We start from the raw sequence: 17932 nt of genomic DNA on the forward strand, positions 1-17932 counted from the left end.
GACGAACTGCTGCAGGTCTTCAGCGGCCTCATTGACGAGGCCGACTCGACGCTGCTGGCAGTGGCCCGGGCGGAGGGCGCGGTGCCGGCGGCATTGCCGGATCGCCCGGTGCTGGCCACCGCCAGGCGCAGAGCGGAGGAAGCTGACTACTGGCTGCAGGTCGCGACCATCCGGAGCGGTAACGGTGACGAAATCGACAACGTGCTCGTCGCGCTGGACGAGGCTGACCGGCAGCTAGCGGCCGCCCGGTTCCTGGGCCAGCGCGACCCATACGCGCTGCCCTTCAGCATCGACCGCACCGAGGCCGAGATCCGCGCGCTGCGCGCCGCCCAATCGTCGCCCGAACCAGAAACCGGTGGGGACCTGTCCGACGGCATGAGCCGCGCGGAGCGGGCGCGGTTCGAAGCGATAGTGCGAGAGCTGGTCAAAAAGGCCGCGCGGGGCGAACCTCGACCGCTGCCGCTGGACGTGCTCGGGGTCCCGATCCAGTTGCTGCACACCGAGCGCGCCAAACCGCTGCTGCGCCACCATGACCTGGCGGACCTGGCGGACCGGCCGGAACGGCTGCTCAGCTACGCGCTGTGGACCGCCGAGGGTCCGGTGAACGTGATGTTCGACGAGGTCTGGAAGTTGTTGTGGGACCTGACCGAGCTCAAACTGCTCGACCGGCTGTGGTGGGAACTGTTCGCGGCGCATGAGGGGCGACATCTCGTGGGTTCGTGGGCCGGCTTCGACCACGAGCTGCAGGCCGCGCTGCTGATGCGTGTGGTGCGGGCGGCGACCCCACTGGTGACGGCCCACCGGGTGCTGCTGGACATCGCGGAGAGCTCACGCCCGTCCACCGCAAGTCGCGAGCAGTTGGAGCTGATCGCCTACGCGCTGGCCCGCGCGGAGCTGGAGCTCGCCGGGCTGAGCCACGCCGAGCTGTTGCTGGCCGGGTTGCCGCTGGACCTGGCCGAGACGCTCACCGAACGCGTATACGCCATGACCGCCGACCTCGAAGCGCTGCGCGCGGCCAACCCCAGCTCGCCGCGCGGCGACGAACTCGACACGGTGGCCAGGACCTTGACCGGCCAGCTTTCCGCCGCCGGCGCGGACGAGGTCGTGATGATCGGCGAACGGGTACTGGCGGATCTCGCCGAACGGGCGCTGCCCTGGTTGCCCCAATCGCTCGGCGCCGAGGACCGGGAGCGTTGGCTGCGGGGCATGCTGGGCGGCCGGGTCACCCGCGTCGAGTGGATCGAGGGCGAGCTGCTCGTCCGGGTCGCCGCCACCATTCCAGTGGCGTTCTATCCCTCGGTGTCCAGTGGGGTGACCGAGGTGCTCGAGCTGCGGTTCGGCGAAACCGCGCCGGGGCGCTACGAGCTGCACGCGGTGTCCCCGGCGCCGTCCCTGTTGCCGGCGCGCGAGCCGGGTGGTGAAGCCGTGCACGCGCCGCTGACCAGTACCTCGGATGCGCCGAACCCGGGGCGGGTGGAGATCACCGTCATCGGTCATGGCTGGAAAGCAGCGATGGTCAGCGACAAGGGCAAGAAGCGCGTCAAGAACCCGGCGAAGGGGGTGAACCACGACACGGTGGTGATCGGTGAGCTGCCCGACGGCGGGTTCGTCGGGGTGCTCACCGACGGGGCCGGCGGCCGGCCCGTGCCCCGGGTCTCGTCGCGCCGCGCCGCCAAGTTCGGCGCGGCGGTGCAGCTCAGCTCGCCGGATCTGGCGATGCGGGACCCGGAGTGGCTCGCGAAATTCGCCGCGCACGGTGCGCACCGGACCGGGGTGGCTATCGATCCCGGGGCGAAGCCCGGAAGAGGCCCGGCGACCACTTATGTTTCCATGCAGGTCACCCGCCGGGAGGACGGGGGCCGGCGAGTCACCTCGTTGCCGTTCGGCGACAGCGTCCTCTTCCGGGGCACCCCGAAGCAGGTCGTCGCGGTGAACCATCCGAAGCACATCAACAACAAGCGGCACCTGCCCGCGGAGCTGATGGGTGACCCGCTGCCGCGTGGCGGGTTCACCACGCACAGCTTCGATCTCGACGACGAGGAGTGGCTGATCGCGGTCAGCGACGGGGTCACCGCGTACCTCAGCCCGAAGGACATCCAGGATCTGCTCAAGAGCTCGACCGATCCGATGACCGTGGCCCGGCGGATCGTCGCGCTCGCGCTGGCCAGGGGCGGCAAGGACCACATCACGGTCCTGGTGTTCGCACCCACCGAGCAGGGTGAGCCGAGGTCGGGCGAACGGCGCTCGGGCACGCTGGCCACCGGCCTGCTCGGGCTGGCCTCCGGCCATCTGGGCGAGGCTTCCGGCCCTCTCGGCGCGGGTCTCCCGCACATGCCGACTTCGGTGCCGATTTTGCTGGCCGTCGCGGTGGTCGGTTACCTGGTCCTGGCTCGGCTGGTCCGCCGGTTCATCGATGAGCACAGCCTGGCCGATCCCACCTGGCCGGCCCAGCTGGAGATGTTGTCCATGCCGGGCGGGCCGCTGGCCTGGCTGCTGTGGCGCACGATTCCCTCGGCGGTGACCGCCGAGCGACCGTTGCGCGCGCGCCAGCTGTGGTCGCTGCACCAGCGGATCAAGGGCCTGCCCCCGGCGCTGGCCGAGCCGGACCCCTACGCGGACCTGGGTAGCCAGGCGCGCGAGCTGGGGTGGAACCTGACCGAACCGCCCGCCGCCCAACCGGAGCTGGGTATCGGTCGGTGGCGTGCGTTGACGCCGGAGGAGTCCGCCGAGTTCGCGGCGGTCGCCCCCGGGCTGGTCGCGGCGCGGCTCGGGCCGGAGACGTTGATCCCGGCCGATCTGGCCACCGAGACGGCGGACGACATGGCGGTGGGCGTGCTGGCCGAGGACTGGTGGCGGCGGGCGCTCGCGAGGGACGGGGTGTTGTCCGCCGAGCTGCGCCAGGAGCTGGCCGACGCGTGGCGGTACGCGCCCGCCGCGCTGCTCGAACGGATCGCGGAGCTGCACGAGCGGATCGATGCGCTGACTGATGCCGGGCTGACCCACGACGACTTGTCCTGGCTGACCCGCGGTGCAAGGGCCGGGCTGACCCACGACGAGATGTCCAGGCTGCGCGCGGCGGTCGAGGAACGCTGGGTGTTGGAGGCGATCGCGCGCCGCTACGCCGACCGGTTCGTCGACCAGCACGGCGACGAGCACCGCGCGGCGCTGGTCGCCAGGGCCAGGGTCGATCTGGGGGCACTGGACGCGATGATCAAGAAAGCGTACCGGCCGGCGCGTTGGCGCTACGCCGAGGCGCTGCTCTCGGTCGCCTGGCAGCGACTGACCGGGCCTGGGCGGGGCGCCACCACTCTGGCGGAGCTGCTCGAGATCGCCGTCATGGCCCACGAGGCGTCCACCCACCTTCGATCCCGGCAGGCCCGCCAGCAACTCCAGGTGCCCTCGCGAGACCGGCTCATGCGGGCGCGGACCACGTTCGAGGCCGTCCGCACGGTGCTGCGCAACCGGTATGCGCGGCTCACCACGCCCGATCACCAGGCGGTGGAGGACCGGCCGCTGGACGAGCGGTTGGTCGAGCTGCTCGACGCGCTGGACCGCCCGGTGCACATCGGCCCGCTGGCCCTCCTGCTCAACGCTTGGCCAAGCATGGTGTACGAGTCCGCCGACGGGTCCGCCGCGCTGGACGTAGACGACACCGACCGGACGGTAAGCCGGCGCCCCGGCACATCCCGGCCTGGCCGGGGCGGTCCGGTGGTTGCGGACATGCCGAGCGCCCAGGCACAGACGCTGATGGATCCCCAGATGCCCGGCCTGCTCAGGGGCGCCGTCGAGCTGGAACGGAAGAGGTTCCCGTACCTGGTACGGGCGCCGCCGGAGCTGACCGGGCTCCTCGCGGAGCTGGTGGCGCTGGTACGGGTCACCGAGGAGGCGCCGCTGGGCGGGAAGCTGTACGGGTACGGCTGGCGGCCGACCGGGGAGATCCTGGTGCCGGCGCACCTCGCCACGCTGGTGAACGCGCTGATCGCCCGCGATTCGTCGTTCCTGTCCTGGTGGCTGGACTTCCTGCGGCACGAGCGGGACGAGCACCTGCGGGGCCACGACCACACCGGTGCGGAGCACGACGCCAAGATGGCCGCGCTGGTCGCAGGGCTGCACGAGGCCGTTGCACGGCTCACCGGTACCACCAGCGAGCCCGAGCTCGCCGTGGCGCTGGCCCGGTTCCTCTCGGTCGACCCCGGCACGGCGGGCGCGATGTTCCCGTACACCGCGCTCGAAGGTTCGTACCCCGGGCCCGCTGTTGGCCTGCGGTTGGGCGAGGCCGGAGTTCCGGCGGCCGGCCTGATCGATACCGGCGCGACGTTCACCCGCATGCCGATGAAGTGGGTGGAGCGGCTGGGCCTGCGCACCGACCCCGAGGCCGGCGATCGGGAGCCGATCGGGTTCGGGGTCGGTTGGCGGGCGACGCGGCCGGTCCAGGCCAGGTTGCTGGACGCGGACGGCAACCCGATGGGCGGGCTGCTGGGTAAACCGTTCTGGCTGTGGCCCGACTTCTACCCGGGGCTGGATTACCCGGTGTGGGGCCTGCTTGACCTGCTGCGGGTGTTCCCGACCACGTTCAGCGGCGCGGCCCAGCGGTTCGTGATGACCCGCCGGCCCGGCCCGGCACCCACCGACCGTCCGGTTCTCCAACCGGGTCGGTTCGTCTGGACCGATCAGTTGGCGCGGGACGCCATGCGGGCTCAGGAGAAGGCGCTGACCGCACCCGGCCGTGAGCTACCCGCGGATCTGCTCGGGCAGGTGCTGCGCGACCAGTCCGCCGAACAGGGTGGCCAGCTGCCGTTCTGGCCCGGGTACGCGGCCGACAGCCCCGGCGCGTTCCTGTGGGTGGATACCAAGCATCCCGACGGCCGGCGGTCGCAGGCATGGGCGTTGATGGACACCGGCGCGGACGTCGTGGCGTTCCCACCCGACGCCGCCGGCCAACTCGGTTACCTCGGCCGCGCCCGCCAGCGGGTTCCCCTCGTCTCGGTGACCGGTGCGAAGCCCGAACGACTGGCCGCCGACGCGCTCTGGCTCCGGGTGTTCGGGCTGTCCGAGGTTGTCTCGGTGCGGCCGCTCTTCACGGCCGCCGCGGAGGTCCCGGTGCTGGGTGCGCCGGTGCTGGCGCACCACACGGTCGGCGTCGACGGGGACGCCCGGACGTTCACCATCGCGCCGAACCCCGCCCCGAAGCACGCCCCGACACGCAACGTGGTGGCCCGCGCCTTCCTGCTGTTCCTGGCCATTCCGCTGGCCGCCGCACTGTGGCTGGGTGGGCAACTGCTGGCCGGTTCGGCCGCCTCGGCCACCGCGGCCCACGGTGTCGTCGGCACCCAGACGACGGTGTCCTTGGGCTGGCTGGCCTGGGTCGGTCCGGTGGTGGCCGGCATCGGCCTGGTGCTGCTGGTCGGGTGGTGGCTGCGCGCGCTGGTCGCGGCGCGGCGCGTTCCGGTGTGGCCGGGCGCCGCGAGCTGGGCGGAGATCCCGGACGCGCCGGACCCTGGCCGCCTCCCGTTGGCGGCGCTGGACCTGTGGCGGCTGCTGGCCTGGCGGTGGATCGACGAGGGCGGGGAGACCGGCTATACCGCCGCTGAGGTGCTGGACCTGGTGAACGCGGGTCACTGGCCGGGCGCTCCGACCTGGGCTGCGCGGCTGCTGGAGGTGGCGGCCGAGCAGAACCTCGGCGACGGCGGGATCGGCTGGCGGCTGGCCCTGCTGGTCGATCACGACCTGCTGGTCCGCGACGAGCACACCGGCCGCTACCGGCCGAGCGATGCGTTCGAGCGGCTGCGTGCCGATCTGCCGGGCACCGCCGTCCGGGCGCTGCTGCGCAACCCGACCGTCACCCTCGACGTGCCGGCCTTCGTCGTGCTGCCACCGGCCGACCAGGCGCGGGCGGTGCTGGCCGGGCCGCCGGACGCGGCGCGGGGACCGACCACCGGCACGCCCCGATGGCCCCGGCTGAGTGCACTGGTCATTGCGGTGGCCCGGTGGCTGGCCCGGATGCCGTTGCCTCGCGCCCGGCTCGGGGACCCGGAGACCCGGTTGACCAGGCTGCCGCACCGGCTGGCGTTCGTGCTGGCCGCGTCCGTCGCCGCCGGCGTAGCCGGCAGTGGGATCTACACCGCTACGAAGATCGCCGGCGCGATGCACACCGTGCCCAAGGCGGCGCTGTTCGCCACCGGGCTGGCCGGCAGCCTGGCCGGATTCGTCCTGCTCACCCGCTACTGGGCCAGCCGCTCGCCCCGGTTCATGAGCGTTTCGTCGCTGTTGGGCACCACCGGCGCCTACGGGCTGGTCGCGCTGGCATCCGGCCCGGTCGGCTACCTGACCGCCGGATTCCTGCTGGGCATGGGCGCCAACGCGATGTTCACCATCTACGACATCGCCAGCGGCTGGCTGCGCGAGACGAGGGCCAGGTTCGCCGAGTCGCTCAGCGCCTTCGTGCTGTTCGGGCTGACCTTCGTGCTCTCCGCGACGCTCGACGTGCAGGGCGCGCTGGTGGCGGCGGGGCAGGACCGGGCCGCGCTGGTCGACGCCACGCTCACCTCGGCGACCGGCGCACTGGTCGCCGCCCTGCTGATGTGGGCGACCACCCCGCCCAGGTTCGTCCCGCCGGATTCCACACCGAGCATCCCCGAGATGTTCGGCGCGCTGCGCGACCCGTTCACCGCCCGCGTCGGGAAGATCAACGCCTGGATCGCGGCCGCGCTGGGCATCTTCGACGGCACCTGGCGGCTGGCGCTGGCCCGGATGGAGGCGCCGGCCGGGCTGGAGTCGGTGTTCAACTACGGCCTCGTCGGCGGTGGGGCGCTGGTACTGGTCATCGCGCTGATCGCCGACTTCTCCAGCAAACCGTGGGGAGCGGTGAAGGACGGGCACGGGCCGGTGCAGCGGCACATCGGCGGGTTCCTCGGCGCGATGGGCATGCTGATGGCGATCAGCGGGCTCAGCTCGCTGATCACCCAGGCGGCCGGGGCACCGTTCCTCGGCATCGGGGTGACCAGCCTGCTGGGGGAGACCGCGTCCACCGGGTTGATGTTCGCCATCCAGGCCGCGGTCGCCATGCGGTTCCTTCATCTGACGCAGCGCGCGCTGGCGTTCGGCATGCTCGCCCTGATCAAGGCGAGCAGCCAGGTGATCGCCGCCTCGGTCGCCGGTTTCGTGGACAACGGGCAGACCCCGCTGCCCGCCGGCTGGGCCGGGGTGAGCATCGCGCTGGCGGTGGCCAGCAGCATGGCGCTGGTCGAGGCCGAGGCGCTGCGCCGGGTGGAGATGCGTACCCCGGGCAGCACACCGGCGCCGCCGGCCGGTTGGTGGCGCTGGGCGGCCGCCGGGGTGGGTGTGCTGGTCGGCCATACCGCCGCGCTCGGCGGAGCCGGCTGGCCGACCGCGGCCACGGCGGTGCTCGTCGCGCTGGCTGCCTGGGTCCGGCACGCCGTGATCACCCGGTCCGGCCGGTCGGCGAACGCCAGGGCGCCGCCGGTCCGGCTGTACTTCGCGGTGGCCGGTGTGCTGGCCGGCACCTGGGCGTATGTGCCGTTCATCGGCACCCCGATCGGGCATTGGACGCTGTTCTCCGCCGGGACGGCCGTACTGGTCATTGTGGTGCGCAAGGTCAAGGCGTTCTGGATGTCCCACTTCGACCATTCGCACGAGCACGACGAGGACCAGGAGCTGCCGCTGAGCGGGAAGATCTGGGCCACCGTGTTCACCCTCGGGACCGCGGCGGGGCTGCTCGCCACGGTGTGGATGCAGTACCAGACCGCCACCGGGCTGGCGCTGGACAGCGCCGCGGTGTTCAGCGAGATCCTGCACAACCTGATCGACGTCGCCCCCGCCGTCCCGATGATCATCTCGTACTGGATCAGTAAGACGAAGACGCGGATCATCTGGAAACGGATCGCCTACGGGGTCATCGTCGCGTCGATGACCGCGACCAGCGGATGGGTATTCGTCGAGTCGTGGCACCACCTGCTCCACCCGGAGGCGCTGAGCGTGGGCGCGGCACTGCCCGCGCTGCTCGGGCTGGTGGCCAACCTGGCGATCGCCAAGGCGCGCATGTGGTCCGGCAACCGGTGGGACGTGCGCGCGCTGCTGCTCGAGGGCCGGCACGCGGTGGCGGACGCGCTGGCCAGCATGGGCATCATCGCCGCCGTCGGCGTCGGGGTGACCGCGAAGGTGTTCGCCGCGCTGACCACCGGCGCGCTGGCCGAGCTGCTCGGCGTCACCGCACGCCTCGCCGACGGGTTCATCGGCGTCGGTGTCGGGTTCCTGCTCCTTCGCGCGGCCTGGGAGGTAGCCGTCGACGCGGGGCTGCGCCAGTTCTGGCGGTGGTTGCACACCGCCGCCGACCGGCTGGACATCGCCGAGCTGGTCACGCGGCTGGACGCCGTGAAGGCCCGGTTCGACGCCGCCAAACCGAGCCCGCACACCGAGGTGGACCCGCTGTTGGGGGGCATCCACCGGGTGCGCGACGAGCTGACCGCGCTGCCCACCGACCGCCGGGTCGATCCCGCCACCCTGAATGGCCTGGCCGAGCAGGCCATCGGGATGATCGACGCGCTGGACGGCTGGCTGGCCAAGCAGGCCGGGGCGGACGACAACGCCCGGCATGGGTTGTTCGCCGCGCTGCGGGTGCCCGGCTACCCGTGGTTCGTCCTCGGCGCACTGATCACGACCACCGGCACCTGGATGGCCGCCATCGCGCAGGACCTGCTGGTGCTGCAAATGTCCGGGCACAGCGCGCCCATGGTGGTGCTTGCCGCGTTGTTGCAGTTCGGCATCGCGGCGGTGCTGGCACCGGTGGGCGGCGTACTCGCCGGCCGTGCCAACCACCAGGTGATGCTGCGGGTGCTGAGCCTGATCGGGTTCGCCAACGCCGCCACGGTTGCATTGTTTGCGATGGTCGGGCTGCTGAGCCTGCCGGTGCTGCTGGTGTCCGCCGGGTTCACCGGTGTGCTGATGGGGCTCTCCCAACCGGTGCAGGACGAGATCGTCGATGCCCTGGTCGGGCGCGAGCGGGTGGTCAACGCCAACGCGTTGAACCTCCAGGTCATCAACTTCTCCCGGCTGCTCGGTGCGGCGACCGGGGCGACGCTGCTCTACCTGGTTGGCCCAAGCTGGCTGTTCCTGGCCAACGCGGCCAGTTTTCTCGCGGTAGCCGCGATCCTGGGCAAGCTCAAGATCAAGCACCAGAATTCGGCCAACGGAGACGCGCTGCGCGTGGCGTTCGCCAAGCTGGGGGTACGGCTGTTCTCCGGGGCGCGCTACGCCTGGCACAACCGGGTGCTGCGCATCGTGCTGCTGCTGGTGGTGCTGCCGGTCTCCTCGCTGGCCTGGAACACCAGCATCACGCTGCCGTTGCTGGCCGGCAACGCCTTCGGCGGAGGCGCGCTGTTGCTGGGCATCTTCTCCGGCGCGATCGCGGTGGGCGGGATGGCCGGCGGGCTGGTCAGCCTGTGGCTTTCCGCCAGGGCACAGGGCGCGAAGCCCCGGCTGCGGCTGGTGCTCGGCGCCGGGCTGGCGATGACCACCGCCGAGGGGGTGTCCGGACTGATGCCGCACCCGGCCACTGCGGTGGCCGCCACGGCGGTGTTCGGATTCTTCGCAATGATCTACTTCAACGCGGCGAACAGCAACGTCCAGCTCTCCGCCCGCGACGACATGCAGGCCAGGGTTACCGGCCTGTACTGGGTGGCGGCGTTTGCCGGCGCCCCGCTGGTGGTCCCGCAATACGGGCCGCTGGGCGACGCCAATCCCAGCGCACCCGCCGTCGTCGGCGGGTTCGCGGCGGCCGCCCTGATACTCCTCGCCGCGAGGCTGATCCGGAAGGTGTTGGCGCGCGAAGGCCCCGGGCTGAGCACGTTGGTCCGCCGGCTCGGGCTGGGCGCGGTGGGCGCGGCCGGGTTCATGCTGCTCACCGCCACTCCCGCCGCTGCCGAGGTGGCAGGGGCGATCGGCCAGCACGGCGGGACGGGCCTGGCGCTCGGCGTCGCGGCGGCCGTCGCGGTCCTGCTCTGGCGAGGTTTCGGGCGCAACCGATGGACCACCGGTCCGCACGAACGCGGTGCGGTCGGGCTCTCCGATGAACAGGCCGAGCAGTTCGGGCGCGTGCTGCCCGAACTGCCGGCCGAGGCATTCCTACCGGGTGAGCACGCTCTGCCATACGGTGCCCGAGGCCCACCGGTTCGTTTGCTTGTCCCCGCCGAGGCGCGGCCCATGCTTGATCAGCGGCAGCTTTTCGACGTGGTGGGTGCACTCATCGGCTACACCGACAGCTTGCCCGGGCACTTTGCGACGTTCATGTTCGAGGACGTCTGGTCCGAGATGCTGGCCCTGGATCTCGGTCCGGTGTTCTGGAACGCGTTCGGCGCGCACGAGAATGGCCACACCGACCTCACGTGGTTCGGCCCGGGTGCGGCGAGGACACACCGGGTGGACGCCTCGTTGTTGGTTCAGGCGCGTGACGCGGCGCGCCAGCGCAGGCTCGAGGCCGTGGAGCGGTGGCTCATGGTCCCGGCCGGCTCGTTGGCGCCCGAGGCGATTGCGCTGGTCGACCTGGGCGCGCTGCGTGCGGACTGGTGGGTCGAGGTGTGGGCGGCGCGGGGGGCGGCGGGGCCCGTACGAGAGGCGGAGCGCCGGATCGAGCAGGCCCGCCGCGACGCCGGACCAATGGTGCGGGCACGGTATCGCCTGCTGCGCGACTGGCTGTCGGAGAACAACCGGGAAGGACCCTCGCCCGAGCCCGGCGAACTCGCACGGGACCTTGACACGCTGAGCATGCTCGGTGAGTCCGGCGACCGGGCCTACCAGATATTCAGCGGGTGGCTGCGGCTGGAAGACCAGCAGCACGACCACTTGAGGGCGCGCGGCCTGGCGACGCTGGCCGGTGATCACAGGGCTCGCTTCCTCCAGCTGCTGGACGAGCTGGACCAGCAGGGGATCCGTGACATGCGGGGCTGGTCACAGGCGCTCACCGCCACGTTGATCGCCCGGGAAGTGCCCACCGAGGGGGAGAACGAGCCTCTGCCAGCACTATTGGTAATGGTCGAACGAGCCGGGCGGTTGGCCAGCGAAGCCGCGGTACTGCATGCAAACGCGACTCGACCCGGATTCCCGATGCCCGGGGTCGCCGAGGAGCTGGACGCACTGCAGCAGGTGCTGCGACACCGCCTGGGCAACGCTTTCGTGGTTCGCGCGGTGGCGCAGTTGGAGGCGGCCTGGAACCGACTCGGGTGGATCAAGGCCCCCGCGATGTCGCGCCTGGATGAGGCCGCCGAGTTGCTGGTAGAGGTCCAGGATTTCCTCGACTGGGCGGAGCCGGTCGAGCCCTGGCCGGGTTTGCGGGAACGTACCGAGGCCGCCGAGTCGGAGCTCAACGCACAGCAGGCGCGGCTGGACCAACAACCGAAGCACCCTCGGACCGTGGATGACGAGATCTCCCGGACCGTGCTGGTCTCCGACGACCGGGCCGACATCGGGATCGGCTACGTGGCCGACTATGACGCGGGGATCGCGCTCGTCGCCGCCGGCCCGAAGACGCTGGCGCTGGACCGCGGCCTGAGCCTGGGCCACAAGGTTATTGAGGACGCCGAGCTACGCGTTCCTACCCGGGCCGACCTCTACGGCGGGACCGACACCACCCCGATCGGGGTCACGGTTGTGATCGCACCCGAGATCGCCGCCGAGCGTGGGGACATGCCGTCGGAGGGTCGCTTCGCCGAGCCGCCACAGCTTGGGCAACGGCTGTGGCGGGTCAGCCGGACGACGCCGATCGGCGCCCGGGGCCCCGTGCTGGCCGGACGGGTCGTGGAGGTCAGCGAGAACGATCTCATCACCGAGACAACCGGCCTGCGGTCGCTGGCCACCACGCCTGGCACCGTGTTGTTCACCGAGGATGCCCGCCTCGCCGGGCTGAGCAACGGTGAGGTCGACGAAGCCCGCCAACTCGCCTTCTCGGCCGGGCTGCTGGCCGACGTGGTGCGGTGGGCGCGGGGCCGGCACGGCGGCGCGTTGGCGGTCAAGGCACTCGGGGACGCGCGGGACGGCTACCAAGCCGCGCTGCTGCGCGCCGAGCGCATCGAGCCGCTGCGGGTGACCCCGCACGGCGTGGCGTGGCTGGTGCCGGCGGACGACCTGCGCGCGAGCGGGGTAACCGAGGAGACGCTGGCCGACGTCATCGTTTACACGAACCCCATCGACGAGCAGGTGTACGTAACCGACGAAAAGCTGGCGGAGATCCGGATGCTCCAGGCGCTGGGCCTGCTCCGGGCCGGCTTCCTCGACCGGGCGCTGACCCACGAATGGACCTACCGGGTCAACCGCCCACGCGCACCCACCGACCTCGAGGAATGGCGTGAGCGGCGGCTCGCCAGCGCCCAGGCGTTGGTTCGGGAGTGGCTGGATGCCCATGAGGGACCCGTCGCGGCGCGCATCCCGCACGGTTCGGATCTCGATCCCCAGTGGCTGGTCGGCTTGGCCGAGATCGAACTGACCGAAACCCGGGAGGAGTACACCAAACGTGTCGGGGAGCTGCTCACCAGCTGGACGTACCTGTTGGATCGTCCCGAGGCAACCCTGGACGAGTTCACCGAGGAACTCGCCCAGCCCAGGAAGTACCTGGCCTGGATCAAGGCGCTGCTGCGTGGCGAGCCTGTCCCCGAGGTGCGGCGAGAGGTCCGCTTCGAGCTGAACGACAGCCCGATCTTCGACCCCATCCTCGGTTCGGCGGTCGACGCCATCGCCCGCTGGGACGAACACGTCGTGGTGGTCCGCGCCAGCGACCCGTGGGGCGCGGTGAACGTCGTGGCCCAGGCGCTCGCCCGGTGGGAAGGCCACCCCCTGGCCATCGCCCGCTACATCGGCATCCTTGCCGAGCTGCTCGCCAACGAGCCAGCACCCGCCGGCCGGCCGGGACCCTGGTTGCCCACCCAGGTGATGCGGGAGTGGCGGCTGGTCAATGAGCACAACCCGCTCGCCATCTGGGAGCTGATCCACAAAGGCCACGCCGTGCCCGGGCTGCCCGCCGACACACTCGCCGGGGACGGCATCGCCGCGCTCATCCGGCACTACGACGCCGAGTGGCGCAGGTTCCTGCTCGCCAGGGCGCCGGTCCTCCCGGCGACCGAGGCAGCGGTGAAACGCGCGTTCACCATCGCCGGCGCCGAGCTGGCGACGATCCTCAAATTCGAGTTCGACAAAGTCTGGGCTACGCCGATGGGCTCCCGGCTCGCGCGGAAGCGGGCCGAGCGCACCCATCGAGCGCAGTGGGGCAGCCAGGGCCTGACCACCGAGGCCGCCCACGACACGCTCAGGTACCTGGCCACCCGGCTTGCCGTGGCGGCCGCCCAACACAACGTGTTCCTGTCCGAGGACGAGCTAGTCGCGCTGGCCGGTCGGCTGCTGCACTGGGCCACCGCGGTGAGACCCCCGGATGTCCGCGAAAGCCGCGCGATGAGGGATCGTTGGCTGGCCCTGCGCAGCGCGGAGGCGCTCACCGCGGCCTTCGTCGACCTGCTTCCCCACCCCCTGCGCAGCGCGCTGCGGCTAGACGAGTTCCGGCGCAGCCCAATGTGGCCCCCTCTGGCGCGGCCCTCGAGAAACATCGTCGATCTTTACAACTGGCTGATCGCACGGGAGGACCGGATCCGCATCCCGGCCCAACCGACCCGCGCCGTCTCAACGACCGGCCGCACCCCGGACGCCGAGGAGGCTCACGCGGAGGCCCTGCACGAATACGTCCTTGCCCGGTTGGACCGGCGCGCGCGGGGCGAGGTATCCGTGACGACGTTGCTCGACCAGGCAGAACGCCTGCTCGCACGGGCGCCCGAGGCCGCACTGGAAGACCGGGCCATCCTCATCGACCGGGCCAAGGACCTGCTCGTCGGCGCGCACCGGCTTCCGGGTGTCCGCGTTGAGGCGGTCGTCACCCGGATGACGGAGCTGGAAGAGGCGCTCATCCGTGCGGCCGCCGAGTTCTGGGCTCGGCTCGCCCACCAAACCATCGAAACGGGGCTCCCGCGCGCCACCGACCGGGAGGAGAGGGACGCCGCCATACGTCGCATCGCCCTGGCGTTCATCTTCGCGCACGAGTGGAACCTCCCGGTAAAAACCGGCAACCCGGAGCCCCTGCGCTGGTCCAGCCATCCGAGCGAAGACGCGCTCACGGTGGCCCGCGCCCTCGCCGCCGCCGGGCTCATCCGCCTGCCGGCCCCTGCCGACCTGGCCGACCCGGCCGAGCTGCGCTACCACCTCATGTATCGCCTGCCGCTCGCCGGCTCGTGGGCATGGGTCGGCGATCTCACGGAGGGCCTCGGGGTCACCCGGGATCAGATCCTCGCGGCGTCGACCGGCCCGCTGCTGGTGTCAGCGAACGGCAAGGCGGTCGCCCGGCTCCCCGAGGGCGCGCCGCGGCCCACCGACGGCGTCACCCCGGCCCGGATCACCGGAATTCGCGGAGACGGGAAACAGCGGACGCTCCGTTTCAAGGCCAACAGGGAGCTCCTCACCGAAGTGGACGGCCTCGATTTCAGCTTCGGATACAACCCGCACGCCGCGCACGGGCGGTTGCCCGCCGCGCTGATCGACCACCGAGGCTGGTACCTGGTGAGCTTCGGCGCTCGCACCTGGGTCAACGAGGAGCTCGTCGACGCCACCGTCACCGAGCTGCGCGACGGCGACGAAATTGAGCTCGAAACCGAGCGCGGCAGAGCGAATTTCGTGTTCAACACCGGCGAGCACAGCCTGCCGGAACACCTAGGCAACCTTGGGCTCGTGCTTGTCCCGGCGACCGGCCCGAGGTGGGCCGGCCACCACCCGGGAGCCCTCGCCGACGGCGGCTCGGCGCTCATCGACCCGGCGGTCGTCGGCGTGGCCCTGGCGGCGGTGGTGGCCCTGGTGCTGTGGTGGCGGCACCACCGCGGTCACGCGGTGCCGTCGTTCCGCCCGGCCGCTTTGCTCGCCTGGCTCGTGGCCGCGCGCCAGCTCCACCAGGCACGGAACATCCTCGACGACCTCGAGCAGGAAGCCGGACCACGAGCCGGGCCGTGGTCCGCGATCCGAGCGGCAGTGGTTCAACCCGACATTTTGCTAAAGCTGGGTGTTCTCGTCGGTGTACTCGCCAACGCCCTAGGCCCGGGCTGGGCGGGCTGGGTGGTGCTCGCCGCGGGCGTCGCCGTCGTGCGCGGCACCGGCTGGTTGTACGGCGGTTCGCCGGCTGTGCGGGCAATCCCTCGGCCGCTGGCCGAGCTGCGCGCCTGGGCGCGCACGCCCAGCGGGGCCGCCATCACGCTGCGCGTCTACCACCTGGCCTGGGGGGCCATCGTCGGCGCCGGGATCACGCTGGCCCTGCACGCCGTGAACCCCACCGGCGGAGCCGTCGCGGCCGCCGGGGTGGTTGCCGGCGGCGGCCTGCGTCCCGGTGGGCCGGAGCCGACCGCCCCGACGCTGCGGGATCTGGTGGGGGCGGTAGCCACGAACCGGGAGACCCGGCTGGCTGATCTCGGCCCGCTCGTCGGCCTGCCGGTGAAGGAGCTTTCGGCCTGGATGAGCGGGCTCGCCACCTCGGGCGTGGTCGTCCCGCGGCGCAACCTGAACTACCGGGCAAGCCCGCTGGCCACGGAGGTGCTCACCGAGCTGGACCACCGGGCGGTGATCACGAACCGGGCATACCGGATGGTGACCGAGGCCCTTGCCCGACTGTTCGCCACCGAGCTGAACGCCGACCCGGCCGACGTCTTGGCCCGAGTTGCCGGCGTGTTGGAGCTCCGCGAGCTGGTCGCGGATCCCGCAGACCAGCTGCGGGTGCGGCTGGTCGCGCGGATCGCGTCGACCCAGGAGGTCACCCGCGCGCGGCTGCGTGCCGCCGAGCCGGGCGCCGGGGCTGAGCTCACTTCACGGCTGGCCGAGCTGGTCGGGGATGGGTTCATCACCGAAGGCACCCGGCGCGGCGGCGCCTCCTACCGGCGCGCCGAGCCGGCGCCCGGCACGGATTTCCAGTGGACCGGTCGGGACCTGCTGATCATGGTGCGCGCCGCCCCCGGGATCACCACCGCAGAGCTGGCCATGTTGGTCGACGTCCCGACGGAAACCCTCGCCGCGGCCATACGCGACCTGATCGACCGGCGGTTGCTCACCTCCGTGCGGCGACCGCACGGCTGGCCAGAAGTCCTACTGCCCACCGAACACATCCCGCGCCCGGCGGCCGAACGGTACTCGTTCGCCGATCTGCTGAGCGACCTACGCGAATCTCGAGGCTCCCTGCCCCGGTTGTTCGCGCGCCCCGGCGCGCCCGGAGCCGCCCTACTCATCGCCGGCCTGGCCGCCCTGCACGACCTGGGGCTGCTCGAGCCGCCCGGGCGTCCCGGCTTTGCGCCCCGGCTGAAGGTCGCCAAGCCGTTCGACCGCGTCCTCGAGCGGGACGCTGAGCTGGCACGCGCCCTCGCCGAGCTCGAGCTCGACGCGCCGACCACCGAGCTCGAGGCCGAGGTGGCGGCGAGCCGGGATCGTGCCCCGGCCTGGACCTCAACCGGCGCGGTCATCTCGACGCTCAAAGACCTGCTGCTCGCGGTGGCCACGCGCCAGGAGTTCGACGTCGAGCCATGGCGGCCGATGCTCGCCTGGTTCGCCGAGCAAGACCTCCTCGAGGACAGCGACGACGCGCCTAGTGGCTACGCCGCGACCAGGCAGGGTGCCGGGTTGCTGGCCGAGCTGGCGCGGCGCCGCGACTTCCGCACGGCCGGCCACCAACTGCTGCTCGGCATCCTGGATCATCTCCTGCGCGGGCCCGCCGAGCTCCGGCACGAGCTGATCGAGCGAAGCATCGCCGGGGTACTGGCCCGGCTCAGCTCCACCCGGTACAGCGCGCTTTTCATACACCCGGACAGCCGTGCACCAACCCCGCCCAGCCAGCCGTTCTCCGTCGACGAGCTGCTCACCCTGATCGGCCTCCGCCCGGGCATGACCGCCGCCGAACTGGCCGTGCTGGCCGGGATCGACCAACCCCAGCTGCGCCCGATCCTGGACGTGCTCACCGACCTGCGCCTGCTGCGAGCCGCGGGCACCGATGGCGAGACCGCGCGCCAGACCGACACCCACGCCCGCGACGGCGCCGCCGCGCCGATGCATGCCGAGCTGGACTCGGGGGCGGCCGTCGAGGCTGAGGACCGGACCGAGGCGGTCGAGCAGCTGGCGTACGCCATGACCATCCGGTTGACCGCCGGGTACAGGCGCATCGAGTACGAGCTGCGGATCGCCATGGCCGAGGTACCGAGCAGCCCGATCTACCTTCCGCCGGCCGAACGGCGGCCGTTCTCCTTCCTGGACCTGGTCGGCATGCTCACCGGGCGCGCGGGCCTGACTCCGGCCGGGCTGATCGTCATGCTGCACCGGCAGGGGGTTCCGCTCCCCCCGCACACGGTGCGCGCCGCGCTGGCCGCGCTGGAGCGCCGAGGCCTGCTCAGCGTGGACCCGGGCACGCTGGCCCTATCGCCGCACCCCGGCGTCGTTGAGTCGATCGCGGCCGGCACCCTGGCGGACACCCCGCTGTTCCGGGATGACACGCGCATCGAGCAGCTGGAGGCGGCGGCCGACCGGCTGGCCGGGTCGATCGGTGGCACGCGCGTCGACCCCGCCGTGCCGGTGCCGTCGATCCTCGACCTGCTCCTCTCCGTCCGGGACGCCTTCGAGGGCGGCGGAGGCCCGGCGAACGCCGGCAAGCGGGAAAGCCCGGTGACCGCCGCCCGGATCGCGGCGGAACTCTCGCTGGACGCCACGGAGGTGGCGTCCAGCCTGGACCGGCTGGTGACGCTCGGGTTCCTCACCGCCGGCCGGAGGCCAAGCAGGTATGGGCTGACCCCTTGGACCGGGGTGTTGCTCTACATGCTGGCGAATCCGGACGCCGTCGTGCACCCCCCACTCCGCGCGGCGGTGCGCG

Annotated in this window: 1 protein-coding gene (only partly in view); it reads left to right on the forward strand. The window is 71.9% G+C overall.

This entire window lies inside a single protein-coding gene on the forward strand: locus ABEB12_RS20285, encoding an MFS transporter (protein ID WP_345702983.1). The 104610-nt coding sequence extends 56478 nt beyond the window's left edge and 30200 nt beyond its right edge, so the window shows coding positions 56479-74410 — codons 18827 (complete) to 24804 (partial); the first codon wholly inside the window starts at nucleotide 1. The start codon and the stop codon both lie outside this window.

Origin of the sequence: Actinospineispora eucalypti (assembly GCF_039543365.1) — a bacterium.
Taxonomy (GTDB): domain Bacteria; phylum Actinomycetota; class Actinomycetes; order Mycobacteriales; family Pseudonocardiaceae; genus Pseudonocardia; species Pseudonocardia eucalypti.